The organism is Chryseobacterium tructae (assembly GCF_030409875.1).
In the GTDB taxonomy this organism is placed as follows: Bacteria; Bacteroidota; Bacteroidia; order Flavobacteriales; family Weeksellaceae; genus Chryseobacterium; species Chryseobacterium tructae.
In genome coordinates this window covers 3,794,152-3,815,488 of sequence record NZ_JAUFQR010000001.1, presented here as the reverse complement: position 1 = coordinate 3,815,488, position 21,337 = coordinate 3,794,152, and the positions used below count along the sequence as shown (strand labels likewise).

At 32.9% G+C, this 21,337-nt stretch carries 25 protein-coding genes; 6 read left to right on the top strand and 19 right to left on the bottom strand.

Annotation, left to right across the window (positions count from 1 at the left end):
* The first annotated feature begins 102 nt into the window (after positions 1-102).
* The 4 genes from QWZ06_RS18855 (at position 103) to QWZ06_RS18840 (ending at position 3,702) form a co-directional block, all read left to right on the top strand.
* The gene (locus QWZ06_RS18855) at positions 103-669 is read left to right on the top strand and encodes a YceI family protein (RefSeq protein ID WP_290300394.1); all 567 of its coding nucleotides are present in this window, start codon (positions 103-105) and stop codon (positions 667-669) included.
* Between the two features lie 78 nt (positions 670-747).
* Complete coding sequence (locus tag QWZ06_RS18850) at positions 748-1,374, top strand: YceI family protein (RefSeq protein ID WP_290300392.1); 627 nt, start codon at positions 748-750, stop codon at positions 1,372-1,374.
* Between the two features lie 234 nt (positions 1,375-1,608).
* Positions 1,609-2,277 (top strand): alpha/beta hydrolase, encoded by a 669-nt coding sequence (locus tag QWZ06_RS18845; protein ID WP_290300391.1) that lies wholly within the window; start codon positions 1,609-1,611, stop codon positions 2,275-2,277.
* Positions 2,278-2,358: 81 nt separating this feature from the next.
* Entirely contained in the window at positions 2,359-3,702 is a 1,344-nt protein-coding gene (locus QWZ06_RS18840; protein WP_290300389.1) for an ammonium transporter, read from the top strand.
* Positions 3,703-3,752: 50 nt separating this feature from the next.
* Here QWZ06_RS18840 and QWZ06_RS18835 read toward each other — a convergent pair whose 3' ends face one another.
* Positions 3,753-4,376, bottom strand: a complete 624-nt coding sequence (locus QWZ06_RS18835) for an FMN-dependent NADH-azoreductase (RefSeq protein ID WP_290300386.1) — start codon at positions 4,374-4,376, stop codon at positions 3,753-3,755.
* A gap of 60 nt (positions 4,377-4,436) precedes the next feature.
* Complete coding sequence (locus QWZ06_RS18830) at positions 4,437-5,015, bottom strand: Crp/Fnr family transcriptional regulator (protein WP_290300385.1); 579 nt, start codon at positions 5,013-5,015, stop codon at positions 4,437-4,439.
* Positions 5,016-5,200: 185 nt separating this feature from the next.
* Between QWZ06_RS18830 and QWZ06_RS18825 the strand changes: the two genes are divergently transcribed.
* Positions 5,201-6,619 carry an L-serine ammonia-lyase gene (locus tag QWZ06_RS18825; protein ID WP_290300384.1) on the top strand — a complete coding sequence of 473 codons (1,419 nt, stop codon included), beginning with the start codon at positions 5,201-5,203 and terminating at the stop codon, positions 6,617-6,619.
* A gap of 160 nt (positions 6,620-6,779) precedes the next feature.
* On the opposite strand, the gene QWZ06_RS18820 is transcribed toward QWZ06_RS18825, so the two are convergent.
* Genes QWZ06_RS18820 through QWZ06_RS18810 form a run of 3 tightly spaced genes read right to left on the bottom strand, consistent with a single transcriptional unit; the run spans position 6,780 to position 9,319 of the window.
* On the bottom strand, positions 6,780-8,432 hold the full coding sequence (locus tag QWZ06_RS18820) for a serine hydrolase domain-containing protein (RefSeq protein WP_290300383.1): 1,653 nt from the start codon (positions 8,430-8,432) through the stop codon (positions 6,780-6,782).
* 6 nt (positions 8,433-8,438) lie between these two features.
* Positions 8,439-9,020, bottom strand: a complete 582-nt coding sequence (locus QWZ06_RS18815; RefSeq protein WP_290300381.1) for a YIP1 family protein — start codon at positions 9,018-9,020, stop codon at positions 8,439-8,441.
* Positions 9,021-9,046: 26 nt separating this feature from the next.
* Positions 9,047-9,319, bottom strand: coding sequence for a DUF2089 family protein (locus tag QWZ06_RS18810; RefSeq protein ID WP_290300380.1), 273 nt, complete (start codon positions 9,317-9,319; stop codon positions 9,047-9,049).
* A gap of 168 nt (positions 9,320-9,487) precedes the next feature.
* On the opposite strand from QWZ06_RS18810, the gene QWZ06_RS18805 reads away from it, so the two are divergent.
* Complete coding sequence (locus tag QWZ06_RS18805) at positions 9,488-10,165, top strand: hypothetical protein (protein ID WP_290300378.1); 678 nt, start codon at positions 9,488-9,490, stop codon at positions 10,163-10,165.
* Between the two features lie 146 nt (positions 10,166-10,311).
* Here the strand turns inward: QWZ06_RS18805 and QWZ06_RS18800 are convergent, their stop codons facing one another.
* The 14 genes from QWZ06_RS18800 to QWZ06_RS18735 all read right to left on the bottom strand — a co-directional run bounded on the left by QWZ06_RS18800 (position 10,312) and on the right by QWZ06_RS18735 (position 21,278).
* On the bottom strand, positions 10,312-11,154 hold the full coding sequence (locus tag QWZ06_RS18800; protein ID WP_290300376.1) for a prephenate dehydrogenase: 843 nt from the start codon (positions 11,152-11,154) through the stop codon (positions 10,312-10,314).
* A gap of 167 nt (positions 11,155-11,321) precedes the next feature.
* Entirely contained in the window at positions 11,322-11,765 is a 444-nt protein-coding gene (locus QWZ06_RS18795; protein ID WP_290300374.1) for a DUF5991 domain-containing protein, read from the bottom strand.
* 14 nt (positions 11,766-11,779) lie between these two features.
* Positions 11,780-12,259, bottom strand: coding sequence for a hypothetical protein (locus QWZ06_RS18790; RefSeq protein WP_290300372.1), 480 nt, complete (start codon positions 12,257-12,259; stop codon positions 11,780-11,782).
* 38 nt (positions 12,260-12,297) lie between these two features.
* Complete coding sequence (locus QWZ06_RS18785; protein ID WP_290300370.1) at positions 12,298-12,813, bottom strand: hypothetical protein; 516 nt, start codon at positions 12,811-12,813, stop codon at positions 12,298-12,300.
* 401 nt (positions 12,814-13,214) lie between these two features.
* Positions 13,215-13,949 carry an SH3 domain-containing protein gene (locus QWZ06_RS18780; RefSeq protein ID WP_290300369.1) on the bottom strand — a complete coding sequence of 245 codons (735 nt, stop codon included), beginning with the start codon at positions 13,947-13,949 and terminating at the stop codon, positions 13,215-13,217.
* 54 nt (positions 13,950-14,003) lie between these two features.
* Positions 14,004-14,648 (bottom strand): hypothetical protein, encoded by a 645-nt coding sequence (locus QWZ06_RS18775; protein WP_290300367.1) that lies wholly within the window; start codon positions 14,646-14,648, stop codon positions 14,004-14,006.
* Between the two features lie 24 nt (positions 14,649-14,672).
* Positions 14,673-15,815 (bottom strand): hypothetical protein, encoded by a 1,143-nt coding sequence (locus tag QWZ06_RS18770; RefSeq protein WP_290300365.1) that lies wholly within the window; start codon positions 15,813-15,815, stop codon positions 14,673-14,675.
* Positions 15,816-15,925: 110 nt separating this feature from the next.
* Positions 15,926-16,534, bottom strand: a complete 609-nt coding sequence (locus QWZ06_RS18765) for a hypothetical protein (protein WP_290300364.1) — start codon at positions 16,532-16,534, stop codon at positions 15,926-15,928.
* 132 nt (positions 16,535-16,666) lie between these two features.
* Positions 16,667-17,182: a hypothetical protein gene (locus QWZ06_RS18760; RefSeq protein ID WP_290300362.1), complete on the bottom strand. Its 516-nt coding sequence runs from the start codon at positions 17,180-17,182 to the stop codon at positions 16,667-16,669.
* A 13-nt stretch (positions 17,183-17,195) separates the two neighbouring features.
* Positions 17,196-18,005, bottom strand: a complete 810-nt coding sequence (locus tag QWZ06_RS18755; RefSeq protein WP_290300361.1) for an SH3 domain-containing protein — start codon at positions 18,003-18,005, stop codon at positions 17,196-17,198.
* Between the two features lie 97 nt (positions 18,006-18,102).
* Positions 18,103-18,330: a hypothetical protein gene (locus QWZ06_RS18750; protein ID WP_290300360.1), complete on the bottom strand. Its 228-nt coding sequence runs from the start codon at positions 18,328-18,330 to the stop codon at positions 18,103-18,105.
* A gap of 11 nt (positions 18,331-18,341) precedes the next feature.
* Positions 18,342-19,211 (bottom strand): hypothetical protein, encoded by an 870-nt coding sequence (locus QWZ06_RS18745; RefSeq protein ID WP_290300359.1) that lies wholly within the window; start codon positions 19,209-19,211, stop codon positions 18,342-18,344.
* 132 nt (positions 19,212-19,343) lie between these two features.
* Positions 19,344-19,910, bottom strand: coding sequence for a hypothetical protein (locus QWZ06_RS18740; RefSeq protein WP_290300357.1), 567 nt, complete (start codon positions 19,908-19,910; stop codon positions 19,344-19,346).
* Between the two features lie 141 nt (positions 19,911-20,051).
* Positions 20,052-21,278 carry a hypothetical protein gene (locus QWZ06_RS18735; protein WP_290300356.1) on the bottom strand — a complete coding sequence of 409 codons (1,227 nt, stop codon included), beginning with the start codon at positions 21,276-21,278 and terminating at the stop codon, positions 20,052-20,054.
* Positions 21,279-21,337: the final 59 nt, after the last annotated feature.

The following is a 21,337-nucleotide window of genomic DNA, read 5'->3' as shown; positions in this document are numbered from 1 at the left end:
TATTATTCATAAAAATAATTGAGAATCTTGATATACATCAATGAAATCTATCAAATAAGATGGCTACCTTTGTGCTAAACTTAATTAAAATAATTCTAAACAATGAAAAAAATATTTTTATTAGCAGTATTAGCTGGTGGTTTGGCATTTGGACAATCTAAAAAAGTAGTAGCATCTGATGTTCACTGGTGGGGATATAAAGTTGCGAAATCTGAAGCAAGTTCTCATGATGGAACTGTGAAAGTAAAATCAGGTGATATGGTAATGAAAGGGAACCAGCTTGTAGGAGGAAGCTTCGTGTTGGATATGACTTCTATCAACGCTACTGACCTTACAGGAGAATATCAGCAAAAATTAAACGGACACCTTAAGAATGGTGACTTCTTTGAAGTTGAAAAATTCCCTACTGCTGCTTTCAAAATTACTGGTGTAAAGAAAAACAATGATAAAGTTTACAACTCTTTAGTAACTGGAAACCTTACTTTGAAAGGAAAAACAAATGCGGTTACTTTCCCAGCTAAAATTTCTTACAGCAAAGGAGTCGTAAGTTTAGTATCTAATAAATTCTCTTTCGACAGACAGAAATTTGATGTTGCTTATAAATCTACAATGCAGGATGTTTTTGTGAAAGATGATATCGATATGGTAGTAAAGGTAACTGCTCAATAAATTAATCAAAAAAAGATTATTAAAAGTGTAGAAGTTCTACACTTTTTTTTATTTTTGTTGAATTGTAAATAAAAAAGAATGAAAAGATTACTATTGTTTGCTATGGTGTGCGCAAGCATATCATTTGTTTCTGCCCAAAGAAAATTTGATAAGGTTTCGAAAGTGACTTCATCAGAGATCAGGTGGTGGGGATATAAGGTTGTAAAAACTGAGGCTTCCTCCCATTCAGGAACGATAAAATTAAAAAGTGGAAAATTCAACTTCGATCATACAGTATTGGTGGATGGTGAGTTCATCATCGATATGAGAAGTATGATGGCGGGTGATGTTTCTGATGAGGATCAGATCAAACTTACCAATGACCTGAAAAGTACGAACTTCTTTGAAGTGAAGAAATTCCCGGTTGCTAAATTCCATTTGACTAAGATTATTCCTTTAGCAAACAGTGAGTATAACTCTACCGTATATGGAGATCTTACCCTTAAAGGAGTGAGAAAAACGATTACTTTCCCTGCAAACGTATACGTTACTCAGTTTACTACAGTAATTGAATCTGCGAAGTTCTCTTTAAACAGAAGAGACTTTAAAGTATTCTACCAATCTTCTCTGAAAGATTACTTCATCAAGAACGAAATGGATATTCAGTTTAAAGTGTCTACTGAAAAGCTGGATAATGAAAATAAAGTTCCTGTAAAGAAGAAATAAAATTAAATAATGTTGATAAAAATAGCAGTTCTTAGGAGCTGCTTTTTTTGTGGGCGATTGGGGAAAGTATAGATTAAGCTCTTTTATTATTTTGAAAATATCTACACATTGTTTAAAGGTACAGTGTATACCTAAATTTGTTTTCAAAAATGGTTTTAAAATAAGGGAATATCCGTCATTCAAATTTTTAAAATCTAAATCGTGATTTTTCCGCATTTTTTATAAATTAGTAGTATGAAAATTTACATTGTAAGCGGTCTTGGAGCAGACTTTAAGGTACTTGAAAGATTACAGTTTCCCAAAGATTATGAACTAATTTTTATAGACTGGCTCATTCCACAAAAAAATGAACCTTTTCATAGCTATGTTGAAAGAATGGCGGAGAAAGTTGATGCCTCGGAGCCATTTTGTCTGTTAGGATATTCTTTTGGAGGAATTATGGTGCAAGAGATCAATCGTCTGAAACCAGCTGAAAAAGTAGTAATTCTGGGAAGCATTAAATCTGATAAAGAAAAATCCAGATTTATCAAGACGGGAGAGGTTACTAAAATCCCACGAATACTGCCTGTTGGACTATTCAATGCTAAGGCTGCCAATGTATATGCGGTACTCAGAAAATTGTTTGATCCTAAAAATCCAAGGCTTCTTCAGTATTTCAGAGTAAAAGACCCATATTATCTGAAATGGTCTGTAGAAAAAGTGGCTGAATGGAAGTTTGAAGAAAATACAAAAGTGATTCAGATTTTGGGAGATAAGGATATTGTTTTTCCCATCCGGAATTCAAAACCTGACTATATAATTAAAGGCGGAACCCATTTGTTTCCGGCTACTAAAGCCAAAGAGGTTTCTAAAATTTTAAATGAAATATTCAGTGAAAAAACAATAATGTTATTAGATGAATAGTTTTTAATGGGGGTTATTGATGAATAAATGGCTTTTTTATGATATTTATATGTAATTTTAATGGGGTTAAATATAAATTTCATGAAAATAGGATTAAAATGGATCGTTTCATTCGCTCTTATTGCATTGGTGGCTATTGGAGGTTTGTTCTGGAATCCGGTTACAGATATTGCTGATAAGGGAGTATTTTTAACTGAAGATAAAATTGTAGGAGCTGATGTAGCTTGGATTTTGGCTGCCGCAGGACTTGTATTGCTGATGACTCCAGGATTATCTTTTTTTTATGGAGGAATGGTAGGCAGAAAGAATGTAATTTCTACCATGTTACAGAGTTTTATTGCTTTAGGTGTTATTTCTATGGTTTGGGTGGTGGTTGGTTTTTCATTATCCTTTGGTGAATCTTTGGGAATTACTATTGCCGGGAAACATTATGGAATTATTGGAAATCCTTTAAGCTATCCTTTTTTTAATGGAGTAAGAAATCTGCCGCATAGCATGATGGCTCCCACTATTCCTTTTATTTTGTTTGCTTTATTCCAGATGAAATTTGCCGTTATTACTCCTGCGATTATTACCGGATCTTTTGCAGAGAGGGTTCGTTTCATTTCTTATCTTTTATTCATTGTTCTGTTCAGTATCTGTATTTATACTCCGCTTTGTCACATGGTATGGCATCCTGACGGCCTTCTAAATAAGTATTTTGGAGTGAAAGATTTTGCCGGTGGAACTGTAGTACACATGAGTGCAGGCTTTGCAGCACTTGCTGGAGCTTTGGTATTGGGAAAACGAAAAAATCCACATCATGAACCCTCTAATATTCCCTATGTGCTTTTGGGTACAGGAATGCTGTGGTTTGGATGGTTTGGGTTTAATGCCGGATCTGCTTTAAGTGCTTCTGCTTCTGCAGCAACTGCTTTTGGAACTACCACCATTGCTTCTGCTTCTGCCATGATGACCTGGATATTTTTTGATAGGATCAACGGGAGGAGTATATCTGCTTTGGGAGCTTGTATTGGTGCGGTGGTAGGGCTTGTGGCCATTACCCCCGGATGTGGATTTGTAAGTATTCAGGAGAGCCTTTTCATTGGGTTTATTTCTGCGATTGTTTCTAATCTGATGGTGAATTGGAAAGCTTTAAATAAGATAGATGATACTTTGGATGTTTTTGCCTGCCATGGAGTAGGAGGGATTATGGGTATGATTTTGACGGCCATTTTTGCTCATGGTGAAAAAGCAAGTCTTCTTCATGGTGGCGTTGAGGTATTCCTTCATCATTTGGCTGCATTATTTCTGGTGTCTGCGTTTACTTTTCTAGGATCTTTGTTGTTGTATAAACTTACCAATGCGATCATTACATTAAGAGTTTCGGAGGAATCTGAAAATATGGGACTTGATCTTTCCCAACATCAGGAGCGCTTTAATTGATGAATAAAAAATAGAGCCTTTTCAGAAGGCTCTAATTGAAAAATATCATATTATGTGATAGAATGAATTGTATTGAAGATCTCATTTTTTGAGTTTTCAAAGATCTCACCACCAAATTCTTCGTTATCCAGTGAAAAGACAGTCGTATCTGTAACTCCCATGATTCCTAAGATATGTTTTAGATAAGTCGTCTGAAAATTAATATGTCCGTTTTTTTCATTTTCGCCATATCCGGTGTCGCCACGACTTGATAATATAAATGCTTTTTTGTTTTCAAGAAGCCCTACATAATCACCATCAGGAATGCCGGATCTGAATTTCCAGGTTTCATTAATTCTCATGACCTGATCAATATAGGCTTTTAATCCTCCAGGAATAGACCAATTGTACATTGGGGCGCCAATAACATACATATCATGTTCTTTAAGCTCCTTTACCAGTTCATCACTTAGTTGTAAAGCTTTTCTGTTTTCTTCTGTTCTGTCTGATGGTTTTTTAAAGGCTCCGGCAATCCAATGTTCATCAATATTGGGGATGGTGTCAATTCCAGTTTCCCTGTAAGTGAATATATCGGAAGGATATTTGGTTTTCCGGTTTTCAACAAAAAGCTGGGTTAGTTTTCTGCTGTAAGATTTTTCGCTTCTTACGCTAGCATTGATAATCAGTATTTTCATTTGTTATGATTTTATAACAACAAAATTCCTGATTAATCATTAGAGAAAAATTGATCTAGTTCAAGAGGATTTATTTTTTTTCCTGATCCTGCTTATAAATTCCGCAGATACTCCTAAATAGGATGCTATTAAATATTGTGGAACTCTGGAGGCGATATCCGGATAGGTTTCCAGAAAATCATAATATCTCTGTTCCGCCTTAAGCATGTGGTTAAAAACAATTCTCTTCTCAAGAGTTCCTAAGTAACCTTCTAAAATGATTCTGAAGTATTTTTCCAAAGAGGGAATTTTTTCCAGCATTTTTTGAAAGGAGGACTGATTGATCTGCAGAAGAGTTGTCTTTTCAATAGCCTGTATATTATAAATAGATGCTTTCTGTTTAGAAAAACTGGAGATATCGGTAGCCCACCAATGGTCAATAGCTAAAAAGAGTATCTCTTCATTTCCATTTTCAGTATTGATGCAAAAAGCCTTTAAAATGCCTGAAACAATATAGCTGTCGTGTCGGCAGATTTCTCCGTTTCTTAAAAGGAAATCCCCTTTTTCCAACGTTCTCTCTGTCCAGTAACTCTTACAAAGGGAAATCTCTTCCGGAGTAAGCGGAACATGCTGTGTAATGCTCTTAATTAATGTTTCCATTCAAAATAATTTAAAGGGAATTTGGTTATGGAGATGAAACAGATAAAAGATATTGGCTAATTTACAAAAATACAGGTTAACCATTTATTATATTCATGATGAAGGGCTATTAATTGTGAGATTTTACTATGCTTATTATAAGATTTATCCTGTATCTTTGCTTTGAGGAAAATGAAGAATCATTTATGGAATCAATATCGGTTTTTGAGATTATTAAAGTAGGGATAGGCCCGTCCAGTTCGCATACGATGGGGCCATGGAATGCTGCATCTGCATTTATCAGAATTATAAAAAGAGAAAGATCAATAGAAGAAGTTAAAGAAGTTTTTCTTGAATTTTTTGGCTCATTGGCCAAAACGGGAATCGGCCACGGAACAGATATCGCAGGAATGCTGGGTCTGAACGGTGAAGATTATAAAACGATTGATACTACAAAAATTGACCAGAAAATAGATTATATAAAAAGTACTCAAACCATTACTCTGGGTGGTGAGAAGGTAATTCCGTTTATTTATGGGCATCATTTGATTCTTAATATGAAGAAATCTCTTGATTTCCATCCGAATGGAATGATCTTCAGAGCGGTTTTTGAAGATGGAACAGAGCTTGTTCAGGATTTCTATTCTGTAGGCGGCGGTTTTATTGCCAGCCAGGAAAAAAATTCCATTCAAAAACAATGTGTACGTACGATATACCCTTGTCATAAAGCTTCAGATATTGCAAAATACTGTGAGAAACTAGGACTTAGTAAGGTTTCTGATCTTATTTTTATTAATGAAGAAAGCTGGAGAACTCAGGAAGAGACAAGACAAGAAGCGCTTTATATCTGGCAGCAAATCAAAGAATGTATTTACAAAGGTGTAAATAAAGAAGGTATTCTTCCCGGTGGATTAAATGTAACCAGAAGAGCAGCCGGAATTAATAGAAAATTACTAGGAGATAAAATCTATAAAAATAAAGATGAATGGTTTCAGCAGGTTGTTGATGCCGAAGAAAACTTTACCAATATCAATAAATGGATTGCCTGCTTTGCATTGGCCGTGAATGAAGAGAACGCCAGCTTTGGAAGAATTATTACAGCACCTACCAATGGAGCAAGTGGTGTAATTCCGGCTGTTCTGATGTATTCTCAGGCTTTTACAGACTCTATCAGTGATGATGATATTATCCGTTTCTTATTAGTTGCGGGAGAAATCGGAACCCTATTTAAGAAAAATGCTACGATCTCTGCAGCAATGGGAGGTTGTCAGGCTGAAATAGGGGTTTCATCTGCGATGGCAGCTGCAGGACTTACTGAAATCTTAGGTGGAAGTGTAGGACAGGTTTTAATGGCAGCAGAAATTGCTATGGAGCATCACCTTGGCTTAACTTGTGATCCTATCAGAGGACTTGTGCAGATTCCATGTATTGAAAGAAATACAATGGGAGCAATGAAGGCTATCACAGCAGCCAATATCGCATTGGAAAGTGATCCTACCAAAGCAAAAGTGACTTTGGATGAAGTCATTCAAACCATGTGGGAAACGGCTCTTTCTATGAGCGACCGCTTTAAAGAAACTTCTGAAGGAGGCTTGGCTATTGCGGTGAATGTTCCGGAATGCTAGTTTAAAATAATATTTACCATATAAAAATCCTTAGATTATTGTCTAAGGATTTTTTGTTTTTGGATGTTATTTTGTAGTGTGGTGGAATTGCCCCTCAAAAATTCTAAGAATTTTTGCCACCAGGAATAATTACATTTTCCACTGTGATATCAGTGAGGAACTATTGGGTAGAAATCTTCTTATTGAATAAATAGGTTTTTCCGCCTTGTGTCAATTTAAGCTCTTTATTGTCAGGCATGAAAGATATTTTTAGACCTGCTTTTTCAAAGGTGAACTGATCTTTTTCTACTGCAGTGAGTGGAAATTCCGGTTGGCTGTTGCCCTGAGCATATAAAGCATCATCTTTAATCAATATCTTTAATCCTAGACTAATATCTTTTGAGGTATAATCACCTACATATTTTTCAAGATCAGCAACAGGAATTTTAGCGTTATTAAATACCGGATATTGATAATCTCTTCCGTATATCAGATTCATAATACCGATATAGAAGCTGTTTTGAGAGAAATTCTTTCCGTTGATGGTTACTGCATAGGATAACTGTTCTGTAGGCTCAAAGGATACTATAGAATGGCTTCCTGTTGTGGTACCTCCATGCCCGTAGGATAAGATATTGTAAAATGGCATTTTGATAATTCCCAACCCAAATAGTTTTTCTTTCGGATTGGAAATCATCATGTCAACCGTTTCTTTCTTTATAAATGTACCGTCGAATAACGCATTAATAAAGTTATTCAGGTCTTCAGGGGTAGAGGTGATATCTCCCAAACCGATACAATTATGAAAATCAAAATCTTTTACTTCTGTCCAGGTATCCTTTTTAAATTCATATGATTTAAAAATATTCTTTGGATTATCAAGTACAGAAAAGGTGTTCGGCATTGAGGCTTTTTCCAAAATATTTTCCTTTAAAATTTCATTATAGGGCTTGTTATGGATCTTTTCCAGTATTCTGCTTAATAGAAAATAAGCTGAGTTAGAATATCTGAATTTTTCTCCAGGCTTAGATTTTACACCCTCTTTTTTGATAACTTCGATAATGGCTTTATCACCTACGGCTTTTCCAAGAAGCCAGTTGTCTTTTATAGATTCGCCTACATAATCTCCCAATCCGCTGGTATGGTTCAGCATGGTTTGAATGGTGATGTTTTTAGCATTGGGAATTTCAGGATAGAATTTGGAAAGAGGATCGGCAAGATTTAGTTTTCCCTTTTCTATAAGCTGTAAAAGCATTACAGCTGTTATCAATTTACTGATAGAACCTATCTGATAACCTGTGTTTTGATCGTAAGTTGTGTTTGCGGGCAGAAGATTCTGGCCAAAGTTTCTTTTATAAATGGACACGCCGTTTCTGAAGATGGCTATACTTCCGATTTCTTTGTTATTCTGAACCATATAGTTTAAGAAATCATCAATCTTTTGTGTATTGATGGCTTTTCCGTTGAGATAAGGAATATCAGTACTCTCAGGTTTGCTTTCTCTGTAAAGGTTAAGTACCATATTTTTGCCATTCTGAATAAAATTTCCTTCAAAATGATCTGTTTTATAGATCCCTTTATATCCTGCATTGATGCTTTCTATTTCCAGGCTGAGTTCATTATTACTGAAATCTGTTTTATCTGTAGGGATTTCTTTAGGACTCTGTTTGGGGCTTATTAAGGTAGTCGTATACCCTTTTGTATTTTTTGATATTTTAAAAATAACAGGCAATTTCATGGACTGAGTGTCTAATTCACCATTCCAGGTTCCTTCAATTTGGGCGTGACAAAGCTGTGCCAGGCATGCCAGCACGAATAATAGTTTGATTTTCATAGTATTTTAAATGATTTTATTAATGAGAATTTGGCAGGCTAAAGTGCTGATCAATGAAACAATACAAAAGAGTACAATATGCTGCCATTTTTTAATATTGGTTGCTGTTTTAAATCCATTATAAAAAAGAGTAATGCTATAGATCAATGTGGTAATGGAAAGAACCATCATGCAAATCATAATCATAAAATCCAGAAAGGGAAATACTCCTGAAGGATCAGACTGGTACTTGATGACATTTTTTCCAGCCAGCTTAATGGATGATATTTTTCCGAGGCATTGGAAAAGGATGAGTACAATTTGAGAGATTAAGACGGTATTGACAATATCAATGATTCTTGTTTTACTATTTAGAGTTTTGCCTAAAATAAAAAGAACCGCGATAGCTGTTATAAAGCTTAATAAGGTAGAGATTACAATGGTATGAAATGACGCATTTTCCACAGAGCTGATTCTGTATATACTGGTGAAAGTACTGCCTGTAGCATATCCAGCAATAATGGAGAGAATGACTGCCAGAACTCCGATAAGGAGAAGTAGTTTTTCATCAAATCTTTCAAACGGATTAAAAATGGTTTTCCAGTTCATTATGCATTGAGTTTACAGGTTATTATTTATAGTTCGCTTTTCAATTGTTCCACCTTTGTGATCAGATCATCCATTTTATTTCTCATGGTTGGATAGGAGAGACCTGCTTGTTTTGCCATTTCTTTAATGCTTCCACTAGACAGGAAAAAATTGAGTACAAATTCCTGCTCATCACGATTGAGCTTAAGAAGAACAGGAAGTTCATAATCTCCACTTACCTCAGTTTTACAACTTGGGCATTTCATCTGGCTTACATTAAGAGTGCTATCACAGCTTGGACAAACTATTGGTAACTTCATTGAATTTATTTTTTTTACTAAAGTAATACTTTTTTTAATAAAGTTAAAATAATTTTTAATTTTATTAAAAATTAAATGAAATAAATTGTATATTAAATTATTGCTAAGATGGATAAGAGCGTTGGCTATTAGAACAAAATCAAATACTTTTGCCGAAAACTATTTAACATGAGAAAAGTCTTAACACTTCTGTTTGTGGTATCTTCTTTGGCTGCATATTCGCAGATCAACATTCCGGAATCTTCAGCAAAAGGGATCATTATTACCCAGGATAATCAGAGGATATTGTATACTAAATTAGCTTATAGCAAGGGAAAAGTAACCTATACCAATGTTCAGAATGGAGCAGAGGAGTTTCTTTATGACAATTCTATAAAAGGAATCCAGGAAGATGGGAAGGCTGTCATAGGAAATGTATCTGAAGAAAACCTTGCCGGGGCTGTTAAAAATACTGAAGCTCCTAAACTGACTTCTAAAAAAGAGATTAAAGAGTACCTGATTCAAACCAATAATACACAATATAGTAAAGGAAGAACTGTAAATAACATTGGAACAGCTCTTGTTGCAGGTGGTGCAGCTTGTTTTGTGATTGGAGGAATATTGAATCTATCAAAGTCGGACACGGATACGACTAGCGGATTGAAAAATGGAGAAAACAGTGGTTCTTCTGTTCCACTTATTATTGGACTGATAGGTGCTGGTGCTGGTGTGGTGCTTAAATTGGTGGGACATTCACAAATGAAAAATGCGATCAATGATTACAGTACTGCTGATGCCAGAAAGTTTAAACCTGATTATTATGTGCTTAATGACAGAAATGGTTTTGGAATGATGATGAAATTTTAAAACAGGAAAGAATGAACTTTTATCATCATGAAGGCTGCTTTCTAGAGAGTTCTAAATAACAAAAGCCATAAAACTTTACGACTAAGGTTTTATGGCTTTTGCTCTTGAATATCTCATGTTTTTAAAACAAAACTGATACAATCTTTTTATCTTAAAATTCCTCTGATCCTATTAGCATTGGTAATCAGCTCTTCCAGGTATTCATAGTTTTCTTTTTCTAAAGCCGATTTGAATTTTCTGAGCTGAGTAATATGTTCATTCAGTACATCCAATACATTTTCCTTGTTTTGTTTAAAGATCGGAACCCACATTTCAGGATGGGATTTTGCCAGACGCACTGTACTGGAGAATCCGGAACTGGCAAGCTGGAAGATGGTTTCTTCTTCACGTTCCTTTTCCAGAACGGTATTAGCAAGGGCATAGGAGGTAATGTGAGAGATGTGGGAAATGTAGGCTGTATGGATATCATGATCTTCTGCATTCATATAGATGGTATGCATCTCAAGAGCACTCACGATATTTTCAACGACATTCAATGCATCTTCTGCAGATTCTTCTTTGTTGCAGATCACTCCGGCTTTGCCAGAGAAACTTTCCGCAATGGCAGATTTCGGCCCATTGTTTTCAGTACCCCACATGGGGTGAAAGGCTACAAATCTTGAACGTTTTGGATGGTTTTTAACCGCACCTACAATTCCTCCTTTAGTAGAGCCAGCATCCATAACCGTCTGATGATCTGAAACAAGATCCAGAACATTTGGCAATAATTTTCTGGCAGCATCTACAGGAATGGCAAGAATGATGAGGTCTGAGTCCTTAACTCCCTGTTCCAGATCTGCCTCGGCATCAATTATTTTTAAATCTAAAGCCTCGGTGATATGTTGTTTGCTGTTATCGATTCCGTAGATGAAGCTGGCGATGTTTTTTTCTCTTAATTTCAAAGCCATTGAACCTCCGATGAGTCCTACTCCAATAATACTTATTTTCATCTTTTTAAATTTTTTAAAATAAAAAAACCTCGTCCTAGGACGAGGTTTTAAGTTATGTTCATAAGAATCCCTATCCCAGATCTGAGTTAAAAATTCTATAATAATATGTTCCGTTGTTGAAATTCACAAAGCGAAATTATAAAATATTTTTCAAAGTTGATTACTTTTTATGATTTCTTTTTAACATGAATTGAGGTATTGTACTGCCAATCCTTATTGGGAACCACTTTGCTTTGGAGAAAATATTTTCCATCTTTTCGAAAAACAACTGCTAAAGTGTCAGTAGGAGCGTGGTTACTCATTGGGTTACCTTCAATCTGTTTAATGTATTTTACAGTAATCTGTTTTTCATTTCCAGTGATGTTGCAAACGTCTGTAAAAAACGTTTTGTAGCCAAGTCCCCAAAAAGTACAGCTGTCTTTGGTGATACTGAGACCATAATCCAATGTCATTTCTGCATTTTCGTCCAGTTTTCCAAAATCATGAGAGATAGAATAGTCTCCTTTCCACTGTTTATGAAGGGGAGCTCCGGAATCTTTTGAAGATTCTTCCGGCAGGCTTTTACAAGAAATGATACTGAGAGCAGTAAGGATAAGAAGTGCTTTTTTCATCGTATTGAATTTACCTAATCAGCGCTGTGGATGATGGTCCTTTTTACATTTTCTCCTTTCTGTTCCAGTTCAAGGGTGGTTACACCGCCTGCAAAATTGAATTCAATTTCAACTTTGTGGGGAGATACTTTGTAGCTGATGGTTTCCAGTCCATCCTGATGAATTTCCTTTTCACTGCTTTGTTTAGGCAGTTCTGAAAGGAGAAGTTCAGCTTTTTCCACTTCTTTTTCCTTGATGGTTCTCTGGTAAATATCTTCCATTTTGCTTTTAGGGAAAATACATTCCAGTTGCGTTTCATATTCAACCGTTTTTTCTGTACATTCTTTTAATGTAGGAATTTCTTTACTTTCTTCAACAGGTTTTTCTGCGGCAGGAGCTTTTGCAACAATACTGTCTTTCTTTATGGGTTCTGTTTCATGTACGGCTTGTTTGGAATCGTTTTTACAGCCTGTAACTATTAATAGGGTAAGAGCGATGAAGCTTATCTTTTTCATTGTATAAAGAGTTTATTTATATAATTAATTATTGAGTATTATCTAAGAAATATGTCTTTTGGTTGGTGTCGAGTATCTCTGTAGAAAAGGCATACCTCAGGAATGGGAGGCTGCTCGGAGGATTGTAGCTGCCACCACATGGTATTGTATTTTTTATCCCAGTTTGAAAGTTTTGCTTTTATTTTATGAGCATTGGGATGTGGGGTGTAAAGTTCTGCTATTATACTTCCAGCCGTTATCACTCCGGAAATTATTCCTTCCTCTGACTTTCCTTCTGTAGTAAATTGGTAGGTTCCTTTTATACTGTCACTATTTTTAATGTTTTCTAACTTAATTTCGAATACTTCATATTGATTTGTCTTTATTGCATGCCAGCTTCCACGGATCGTATCTTTAATAAGATGATTAGCCAACTGATGGAAATATCCCTGAACAGCCACACTATCACGGGTATTGATTTTTTCCTTCAGTGTCAAAGGCTTATTTTCCACGGATCTGTTACAGGAAATCACACTTAACATGGTGAGTAAAAGTGCCTCTTTTTTTATCTTCATAGGAACGTGTTTTCAAAGGTCTATCTGTACTTATTTTGTTGGGTATACCATTTTTCGGTTCCGATTTTAGGGACAAGGATAAATGTGGTTTCTCCATAAAATCGATGTTATCATCCTGAAGTTCTGCCGTTGATTGATTTGCCTCCACAGGGCTATGTTCCACCTTTTTTTGGAAGATGTAGCCGGAGGTACGGGTTCGTTTGTATGGGTTTCAGTTGTTTTTGTACATCCCATTATCAGCAGTAAAAAACAAAATGGAATCATCTTTTTCATGGGGTGAATATACCTCTTTATTGTGTTTAGAGTCTTCACTGTTTATGGGGATTTTTTCACTGAAAGATCATAACATGAATTTAAGTTTAAGATGTTTCCATCAAGTCGTTAGCTTTCCTAAAACATGTTTATCTGGATTGTATCCTGCTTTTATGAACATATCCCTTTTTTCCTTCTTTAGAAATGACCAGCCACCAATTTCCATTTTGATCTAAGACTTCAATAGTTTCGCCCGTGTTTATTTTTTGGAGGGTTTGAGATGTTGTGCTTTTTCCTTTTCTCAGATTGGTATAGCCGTCAGTATCCTGGATGTAATAGCTTTTATCATAAGCATTTTTTGATAAAAATTCTTTTGCAATTTTCTGTTTTTCAGGGGTAAGATTGTAGATCAGTAGACTGTCAAACTTAGGATGAGGTGAATCCAATAAAAAGGGAAGTACCTGTTCTGCATCCTTTTTTGATAAGGCATTAATCAGACTAAATTTTTTATTGATTTTAATATATTCTATACTCTTTATTTTAAAATAGTTGACGGCATCCGCTTCCCATTTTCCGTTTTTTGAAATGGTGACGATAGAAACTTCATGATGTTTGTATTGTGGTTTTTGTAACAGGGAAAACCAATATTCAATATAAGCATTGGAATCATGATAAAGAGGTTCAGCTTTGTCTAAGTCATCATCCCATCCAAATATTGATGTAAAGGAGATAAAATCCTTTGGAAAGCTATCCAGAAAATCCTTTTCTTTCCTATTGGAAAATGACTGTTGCAATACATGGATCTTCGCTTCATAATTTTTCTTGTTCTGTGAAAGGTAGGAGATACTGATTAGGAAAAGGAGAATGGAGAGTATGGGTTTCATCTAATATGTACTTTTAAAATATTGAATGATGAGTTTTTTGATTTTAAAAAGATACTATTTATAGTTGATTGTTTTAACATTGAAGCTCTCGAACGGAATAACTCCGAAATCTTTTGTAGTCAGTTCTGTTTTATATTCTTTTTCATCTCCAGACGACATTTCACTGGTCAAGGTTGTGTATTTGTGTAGGTAAATTCCTTTTTTAGTTTTATCATATTTAAAGGTCGTAAAACCTGTTTCAATAATACCACCACCTCCGTTAGATTGTTCAATAGTAAAGTAATTATTTTTAATTTTAAGATCAGAAAAGCCGACAGCAACATTTTCAGGATAATAGGGTCTGATGATGCTGTCATTGGTTAAAGTTATCAACTTATTTTTATCATTGCTTACTATTACAACGACCCTGAAAAGCCTAGAATCTGTGGGTTTAATTTCTTTATTCCATTCCGTACCATACACTGTTATTTGATCAGGTTTTCCGTCTTGGTTGATATCGGCTTGCTTTTGAGTGATCATTGAATAGCCTGTGTCTTTTTCAATTTCAGATTGTTTTGTTTCTTCAACTTTCGTTGACTGAGCACTTTTGTCTTCCGATCTTAAATGCAATGTATCAGGAGAGGAGATAGATTTCTCTTTCTGCTTGTCTGAGCAAGAAACTAAAATAGAGATGAGTAAGATTAAATAATATTTCATCATGTGCTTTTATTCTAATTATTGAGCTTATTGTTCATCATCTTGTGGAGTAGAAGGGTTTTCTTCTTGTAATTCTCCACTTTCAATATATTTTTTCAAAAATGGAAATCCAAAATAATTGTGTTTTTTAAGGATATCTAATACTTCAGGATGATTCAATGCATTTGTACTTTGCACATAGAAAAGAGTAGAGGCTTGAGAATTCCAAGAGTCTGTACTTTGACCTTTATATTTATTCAATGCTGGAATTTCAATATTTGAAATATAGGCAACAATTTCAGCTTTCTCTTCCGCTGAAAACTGAGATTTGAGATCATCATTATACAATATAGCAATCACATATTTTGATAAAGCGGAAACATATTTGTCATTATTTTTAGAAGTACTTTTCTCAATATATTTGAGTACGTTTTTTCTAATGTTTAGTTTACCATCACAATTTTTTACAAATAAAAGATATCCTATTTTTTGAGTAGATTCTGGTGTCTCCTTAGAATATTCTTCATAAAGTTCGTTGAGTGTAAATTCATTTATTTTTTCCTCTTTATCATAACCAAAAGTTACCAGTAATGTTTTTAAAAATTCTTTGTCATTAGCTAATAGCCACGCTAGGTCGGCTTTACTGTTATTGAACAAGTATTTGTTTTGAGCTATAATGTTTTGAGGAATATGAGTAGAATAGTTTTGTCCATTGATTGTGACAATATTTTTTAACAACATAAAAGGGGTCAATAATTTATTTTTTTGATCGAAAAATATATTTCCCGTTTCAGCAGAGGATTCAAATAAATTATGTGTTAATGTATTTTGTGATCCGTCTAAAAGATTACCATGATATACAATATATCTTGTGTCAATTTGTTCATGCTGGATACATTTGCTATTCAAACCAAAAATAGAGTTTATTTTTTGTGAAAAAACTTCATTAGATGGTTCTTCATAACCTTTGCTTTTTAAATCTTTACTAATCAAATCTGAAAGTACATCCAAGTCTGTTTTCGATAAAGTATAGTTGTCTTCAGTTTCTTCATTTTCCAAATAGGCTTGTTTATCAAAAATATTTTTTACTTGATTAGTACTCATATTTTGTATTTCATTGTGTTCATCTTTTTTCTTATCCCTTGAACATGAAATTGAAATAAAGATGAGTAGGATTAAAAAGTTTCTCATTTGTGTTTTGGTTTTTACTTCATTCTGTCTTTAACTCTTTGTGTTACTCCAGACATATCATTTAATTAACTTTCGATGAAAGTATATTTGATATATGCTTATCATGGTATTTAATAATAAAGATTATATTTCTCCATTTCAACATCTAAAGACTCATCCAGATAATGTAGAGAATCAGATTTGATTACACCATCAGCACTTATGCTGTTTTCTGTGTAAGAAACAATGCCTGCTGAATTTCCTCTTAAAGGATTTAAGGGGAAATACTTTATTTGCCAGATTTTATTTGTCTTTGCATTAAAATAAGACAGACAGTTGTAGTTTCCAAAACCTTCTCCTGAAATATTTCTGTAAAATTGTATTGAATCTGTTTTTTTATTGTTGACGTAAGTAAAGAGGTTTACTTTTACTATACTTCTATCAGCTTGTTTTTCTTTTATGAGTTTAATGGAAACATTATCTTTTAAAGGAAAATAGGACTCATTATTTTCTGATAATGTATATTTTTTTAGATATTCTTCATTTTGTTGTTGTAAGATCAAGTCTCCTTTTTTGTTCTTCAGAGAATTGAAGTAATTTGGACTTGCAAGAATGGAGTCTCCAGAAAAATAATTTTTATTGTGCCCAGCATTTTTTGATGAATTATCCACTGTTTTTTTACAACAAACACTCACTAATATCATCAGTAGTAAAGCAGATGAACTATATATTTTTTTCATATTTATTCGAAATATTAGTATTTTATTGTTTCTGAATTATAATTCTCGAAGGTATTCATGCCAAAATCTTTAGTGGAATATACTACATCCTTATCTTGATCTGCATCAGGATATATTGTTGAAAATCCCAATTTATGTAAATAAATAGAGTTGTATCAAAAAAATGAATGTGGTATACTTATTTTGTATAGGTTGTGATGAAATATTCTCTTCTACGGTAAAATAATTATTTTTAATGGCTATATCACGGAATCCTTCGGCGTAAGAATTAGGATTGTATGAGTTTATAATTTTGCTATTGCTATACTCAGTAAATTCCTCATTTTTCTTATAAATTAGAACATAGATTGTTGAAAAACTATTTTCTTCATCTGCCTTTCGGGGAGTAAAAACAAGTATTTTGTCTTTAATAGTATCCATGTTTAAGTCACATTCTTTATTCAAAATAAGGCTGTCAGTAATACTTTTTGATTGAATAAGCTGATCTAATTTTGATAATTGAGCATGTTTATCATCAACCTCTTTACCACGGTTGTCTATGGATGGATTAGTACTGATATTTTGTATTTCGTTGTGTTCATTTTTTTTCTTATCCCTTGAGCATGAAATTGAAATAAAGAGTATTAGGATTAAAAAGTTTTTCATCATTGTGTTAATATATTTATTCAATCTTTATTCTACTTTTGTGAACATATCCCTTTTTTCCTTCTTTTGATAGGACTAACCACCAGTCTCCACTTTGATCTAATACATCAATCTGTTCACCCGTATTTATTTTTTGTAGGATTTGAGAAGAAGAGTTCTTATCCTTTCTGAGGTTAGTATACCCATCAGCGTCCTGTACTGTAAAGATGGCATTACTTTCCTTTTGATAGATATATTTTACATATTTTTTTAAAGTAGGTAAATCATAGAAATTGTTCTTTTCCAGATTTGATTGATATTGTGAATTTTTATTCAGATAATTTTCAATATCACCTTGGATTCCCACTCTTAGTTCTCGCTCAAATAAATAAGATATTGTCTGTTCTGGCTGATCATATTCTTTTGGTGAAGCTGAAATTGTATTGATAATTTCACCTAATCTAAGATATCCATTTCCCTCTTTTGCATAAGAAAAATCTTCAACTTTACCTTTATAGATGATGGTTTCTATATCGTCAAATATTTGTTTTTTTAATTTTTTATGAGTACCAGAGTCTCTAAAGATTAATTCTTCCATTTCAGAAAGGCTATTAAAATCAAATTTTTTAAATATTGATTCTACAAGTTTTTTATCTTTATTATACCCGTAATGAACGACTAAATCATAGAGAAGATTGGGACTATTAGACTGTAACCAGATATAAGAGACAGGTGTATTATAAAATACATAGGAATTAAAGTGATATAATAAATCAGGATTTATAAATTCAGGTTCATTGGCATTGGCATCCTGAATGAAGATAAATTGATCTTTCCTAATAGCCACTTCAGGAAACATTGAAAGGCGTAAGGCAATAATAGGATTTGAATATTCTTTTAAATTAATAGAAAAGACTTCTGCAACCTTTTGATTGAAAGTATGTTCATCCGGAAATTGATATTTTCTTTGGTCTAATATTTTTTTTTTCTGTCTTTATAAATTCAGGAGATAGATCGTCATAGTTTGATTTTGTTCCATCTCCTTCATCTGTAATATTATATGGAGCGTTTTTTAAAGAGGTTATTTCTTTGTTATTCCGTAAATGACCTTTACTTTCTTGTTTATTGCAAGAAAGTAAAACGATAATAAAAAGTAAAGAAATTCTTTTCATTGTTTCTTTGGTTAATGAGCTTTCTGTTTATTGAAATTTCCCATATCATTTAAAGAATATAATGCAATTAATTTCCTTTTGTTATTATTTTCAAAATAAATGGATATTTCATATTTTTCATTAATGGAAAATACAGTTGTTTCATCACTATCACCATTGCTATTACCGACTTCGAGCCCATCGATTAATTTTCCTTCTTTTAATGTAATAAGATACAGTAAGTCACTGTCTCCACTCATATTATTGATAATATACAAATCAAAATTTCCTTTTGAAGGAAGTTGTGCCATTGCATCTACATTAAGTTGATACTTTTGTTTAAATAAGTTTTTGATATTGCTATCAGAGGAAGTTTCTAATTTAATTTTGTCACTTAAATTTTTATAATCCAATGGTAATACAGTAGATATTGGAATACTGTTGTTTACTTGCTCAGGCTTTTTAGCTTCAGGATTGCTTTTGGATTCAATTTTATTTTCTTTCTTTAAAATACATTTAGTAGGAGCATAATATTCTCCATGGGGTGCTTTTATAATTTCCCAATTTAGATTTTTATCTATTATTTTTATAAGACATGTTCCTTTTCCAGAATTGAAAAAACTATGAAATTCTCCAACATAAGCATTTTTATCTTTATTGAAAATTGCTTTTATATTGATATTTTGTTCAAAATCACAGTCAAGTTTTTGTCCATTGTTATATACTGCACAATATTTTGCAAATAAAGAATCTTTAGTGATTCTTTGAATTTTAATGGTAAATTCTTGACTTTTGTCTTCCGATCTCCAATGCCATGAACCAGGAAAAAGAAGAAGCTCTTCTTTTTGTTTTCCCGAGCATGAAGTGATGATAAAGCTTAGTAGAATTAATAAGTTTTTCATTTGTGTTTTATGTTTTTACTTCATTCTGTCTTTAACTCTTGATGTGGGGCTGTAAAATCTTAATTTTCAACAAAAAATATAGTTTTCAATTTTTAATTCTTTTTTCCGACTTAGATTTGTTAATGTTTAACACTATTTATTTAATAAGTTTATTAAAAATTCACGATCAACATTTTCAAACTTAACATTTCCGAAATCTTTAGAAGTATAATTTTTATTAGGTATACTTTTATCCGGATCATGCCTATCGGTAAATTCTATACTATATTTATGCAGAAGAAGGTCTTTATCAAATTTGAATGTGATGTATTCTTTCAGATAAAATTTATCCGTACAATTGTATTTTTCGATAGTAAAATAATTATTTTTTAATGCAATGTTATCAAGACTAATATCTGGACAATTTGCATTGCCTTCTAAAACTTTTGTATTAGTAAGTTTTTTATTTATTTTATTAAGTGTTACTTCAATTATACCATCCCGATCAGAATTAATTGAAAAAAGCTCATTTTTATATATTTTATGAGGACTATTTGGTCTTTCAGTAATATTATTAACAGTTTTACGGGCTATTAAAGTATCTTGGGGTTTTAAAGAATTATGATTTATAGAGTTTTCTTTTCTACTCTCCATTTTACTTTCTGGTCCACTACAAGAAAGTAAAATGAAGGCGAAAAGTAAGGAAAGGGTTTTCATCATGTGTTGTTGGTGTCAATTTAATTTTTATTATTATGCTTTTTGAAAATATGGAATAGTTTATCCTTTACATGAATTGTTCTATTTAAATGTTTGAAAATAAGCCCTTACCCCTCATTTTGATATTATTGAATGAATATCTTGTTATTCTCCAGATTGGTTTGTAATAGGTGCTTCTTCTTCAAATTGGGTACTATTTATAACTTCCTTCAAAGCGGTTAAACCATAGTAGTTATTTTTTTCTATTATTTTTAATATTTCTGGATGAGCAGCGGTAATATTGTACAACGAAGTGCCCGCATTTCGCCATGCAGAATTACTATTTAAAGGTTTGTATTTGTAAAATGCTGGACTTTCTATATTTGCTACGTAAGCTACTATTTTTGCTTTTTCTTCAAGTGTGAATTTTTTTGAAGGGGCTTCTGAAAATATCCCATCTTTATCTTCTTTAAATAAGTAAACTATGTAGTTACTTAACGCGTATATAAATCGATCATCATTCTCGTTTGTGTTTTGAGAAACATAATTTAACAAACCTTCTTGAGTTTGTAATTTTCCTTGACAATCCTTGGTGAAAAATACTTCTCCTAATTTTGCTCCATACCAAATCTGCCCTGATTGTGTATATGATTTATATAAGTCATTTATGACTTGCTTATTAATTTTTTGTTCTTTATCATAACCAAAAGTAACTACTAGTTTTCTTAGAAATTCTTTGTCATTAGCTAAAAGCCATGCAAGATCGGCTTTACTGTTATTGAATAAATACTTATTCCGGGCTACTAGTTTATTTATATTTTCGAAACGTTTTTGGGATAAATTTTTGTCTTCATTCCATTTTGTAATATGTACATCATTTTGAATATTGTTAACTTTATCCTCAAAGCTTTTAGTTTCTGGAAATGCAGTTGAATAATCGATAATTTCTGGAATTGCAAATAGTTCAGTAATAAATCTATTATTTTTAATTAAATAATAAGACGTTGGTTCCATTTCATCGTCAGTGTTTCTATTATAAGCAATTGATTTGTTACAGGAATTTTTGCCATCTAAGTAAACGTATTTACTATCAATGCTATAGTCTATCTTTCTTTTGAAAATATCAAGTACTTTTTGTGAAAACTCCTCATTAGACGGAGATTTGTAGCCCTTTTTAATTAATTCTGATTCTAATATTGGTACTGCACAATCAAGATCTGTTTGACCGTATGTGTAGTTAGGATAATCTGTTTCACTTTTTTCTGCTGAGAAACCTGCCTGAAGCTGAGGTTGAAGGCATTGGGATACTGTTATAATTTCATTTGTTTCCTTTTTTTGTTTATCTGAGCATGAAATTGAAGTAAAGAGTATTAGGATTAAAAAGTTTCTCATTTGTGTTTTGGTTTTTACTTCATTCTGTCTTTAACTCTTAACGACACTGGTAAACTTTC

Excerpts from the sequence above, each read along its gene's own strand:
- QWZ06_RS18820 (WP_290300383.1), bottom strand. The coding sequence starts at position 8,432 with ATGAAAATCAAACTATTATTCGTGCTGGCATGCCTGGCACAGCTTTGT.
- QWZ06_RS18790 (WP_290300372.1), bottom strand. The coding sequence starts at position 12,259 with ATGAAAAAGATAAGCTTCATCGCTCTTACCCTATTAATAGTTACAGGC.
- QWZ06_RS18785 (WP_290300370.1), bottom strand. The coding sequence starts at position 12,813 with ATGAAGATAAAAAAAGAGGCACTTTTACTCACCATGTTAAGTGTGATT.
- QWZ06_RS18845 (WP_290300391.1), top strand. The coding sequence starts at position 1,609 with ATGAAAATTTACATTGTAAGCGGTCTTGGAGCAGACTTTAAGGTACTT.
- QWZ06_RS18835 (WP_290300386.1), bottom strand. The coding sequence starts at position 4,376 with ATGAAAATACTGATTATCAATGCTAGCGTAAGAAGCGAAAAATCTTAC.
- QWZ06_RS18775 (WP_290300367.1), bottom strand. The coding sequence starts at position 14,648 with ATGATGAAATATTATTTAATCTTACTCATCTCTATTTTAGTTTCTTGC.
- QWZ06_RS18810 (WP_290300380.1), bottom strand. The coding sequence starts at position 9,319 with ATGAAGTTACCAATAGTTTGTCCAAGCTGTGATAGCACTCTTAATGTA.
- QWZ06_RS18795 (WP_290300374.1), bottom strand. The coding sequence starts at position 11,765 with ATGAAAAAAGCACTTCTTATCCTTACTGCTCTCAGTATCATTTCTTGT.
- QWZ06_RS18745 (WP_290300359.1), bottom strand. The coding sequence starts at position 19,211 with ATGAAAAACTTATTAATTCTACTAAGCTTTATCATCACTTCATGCTCG.
- QWZ06_RS18740 (WP_290300357.1), bottom strand. The coding sequence starts at position 19,910 with ATGATGAAAACCCTTTCCTTACTTTTCGCCTTCATTTTACTTTCTTGT.
- QWZ06_RS18760 (WP_290300362.1), bottom strand. The coding sequence starts at position 17,182 with ATGATGAAAAACTTTTTAATCCTAATACTCTTTATTTCAATTTCATGC.
- QWZ06_RS18780 (WP_290300369.1), bottom strand. The coding sequence starts at position 13,949 with ATGAAACCCATACTCTCCATTCTCCTTTTCCTAATCAGTATCTCCTAC.
- QWZ06_RS18850 (WP_290300392.1), top strand. The coding sequence starts at position 748 with ATGAAAAGATTACTATTGTTTGCTATGGTGTGCGCAAGCATATCATTT.
- QWZ06_RS18825 (WP_290300384.1), top strand. The coding sequence starts at position 5,201 with ATGGAATCAATATCGGTTTTTGAGATTATTAAAGTAGGGATAGGCCCG.
- QWZ06_RS18800 (WP_290300376.1), bottom strand. The coding sequence starts at position 11,154 with ATGAAAATAAGTATTATTGGAGTAGGACTCATCGGAGGTTCAATGGCT.
- QWZ06_RS18830 (WP_290300385.1), bottom strand. The coding sequence starts at position 5,015 with ATGGAAACATTAATTAAGAGCATTACACAGCATGTTCCGCTTACTCCG.
- QWZ06_RS18765 (WP_290300364.1), bottom strand. The coding sequence starts at position 16,534 with ATGAAAAAAATATATAGTTCATCTGCTTTACTACTGATGATATTAGTG.
- QWZ06_RS18735 (WP_290300356.1), bottom strand. The coding sequence starts at position 21,278 with ATGAGAAACTTTTTAATCCTAATACTCTTTACTTCAATTTCATGCTCA.
- QWZ06_RS18855 (WP_290300394.1), top strand. The coding sequence starts at position 103 with ATGAAAAAAATATTTTTATTAGCAGTATTAGCTGGTGGTTTGGCATTT.
- QWZ06_RS18750 (WP_290300360.1), bottom strand. The coding sequence starts at position 18,330 with ATGAAAAGAATTTCTTTACTTTTTATTATCGTTTTACTTTCTTGCAAT.
- QWZ06_RS18840 (WP_290300389.1), top strand. The coding sequence starts at position 2,359 with ATGAAAATAGGATTAAAATGGATCGTTTCATTCGCTCTTATTGCATTG.
- QWZ06_RS18805 (WP_290300378.1), top strand. The coding sequence starts at position 9,488 with ATGAGAAAAGTCTTAACACTTCTGTTTGTGGTATCTTCTTTGGCTGCA.
- QWZ06_RS18815 (WP_290300381.1), bottom strand. The coding sequence starts at position 9,020 with ATGAACTGGAAAACCATTTTTAATCCGTTTGAAAGATTTGATGAAAAA.
- QWZ06_RS18770 (WP_290300365.1), bottom strand. The coding sequence starts at position 15,815 with ATGAGAAACTTTTTAATCCTACTCATCTTTATTTCAATTTCATGTTCA.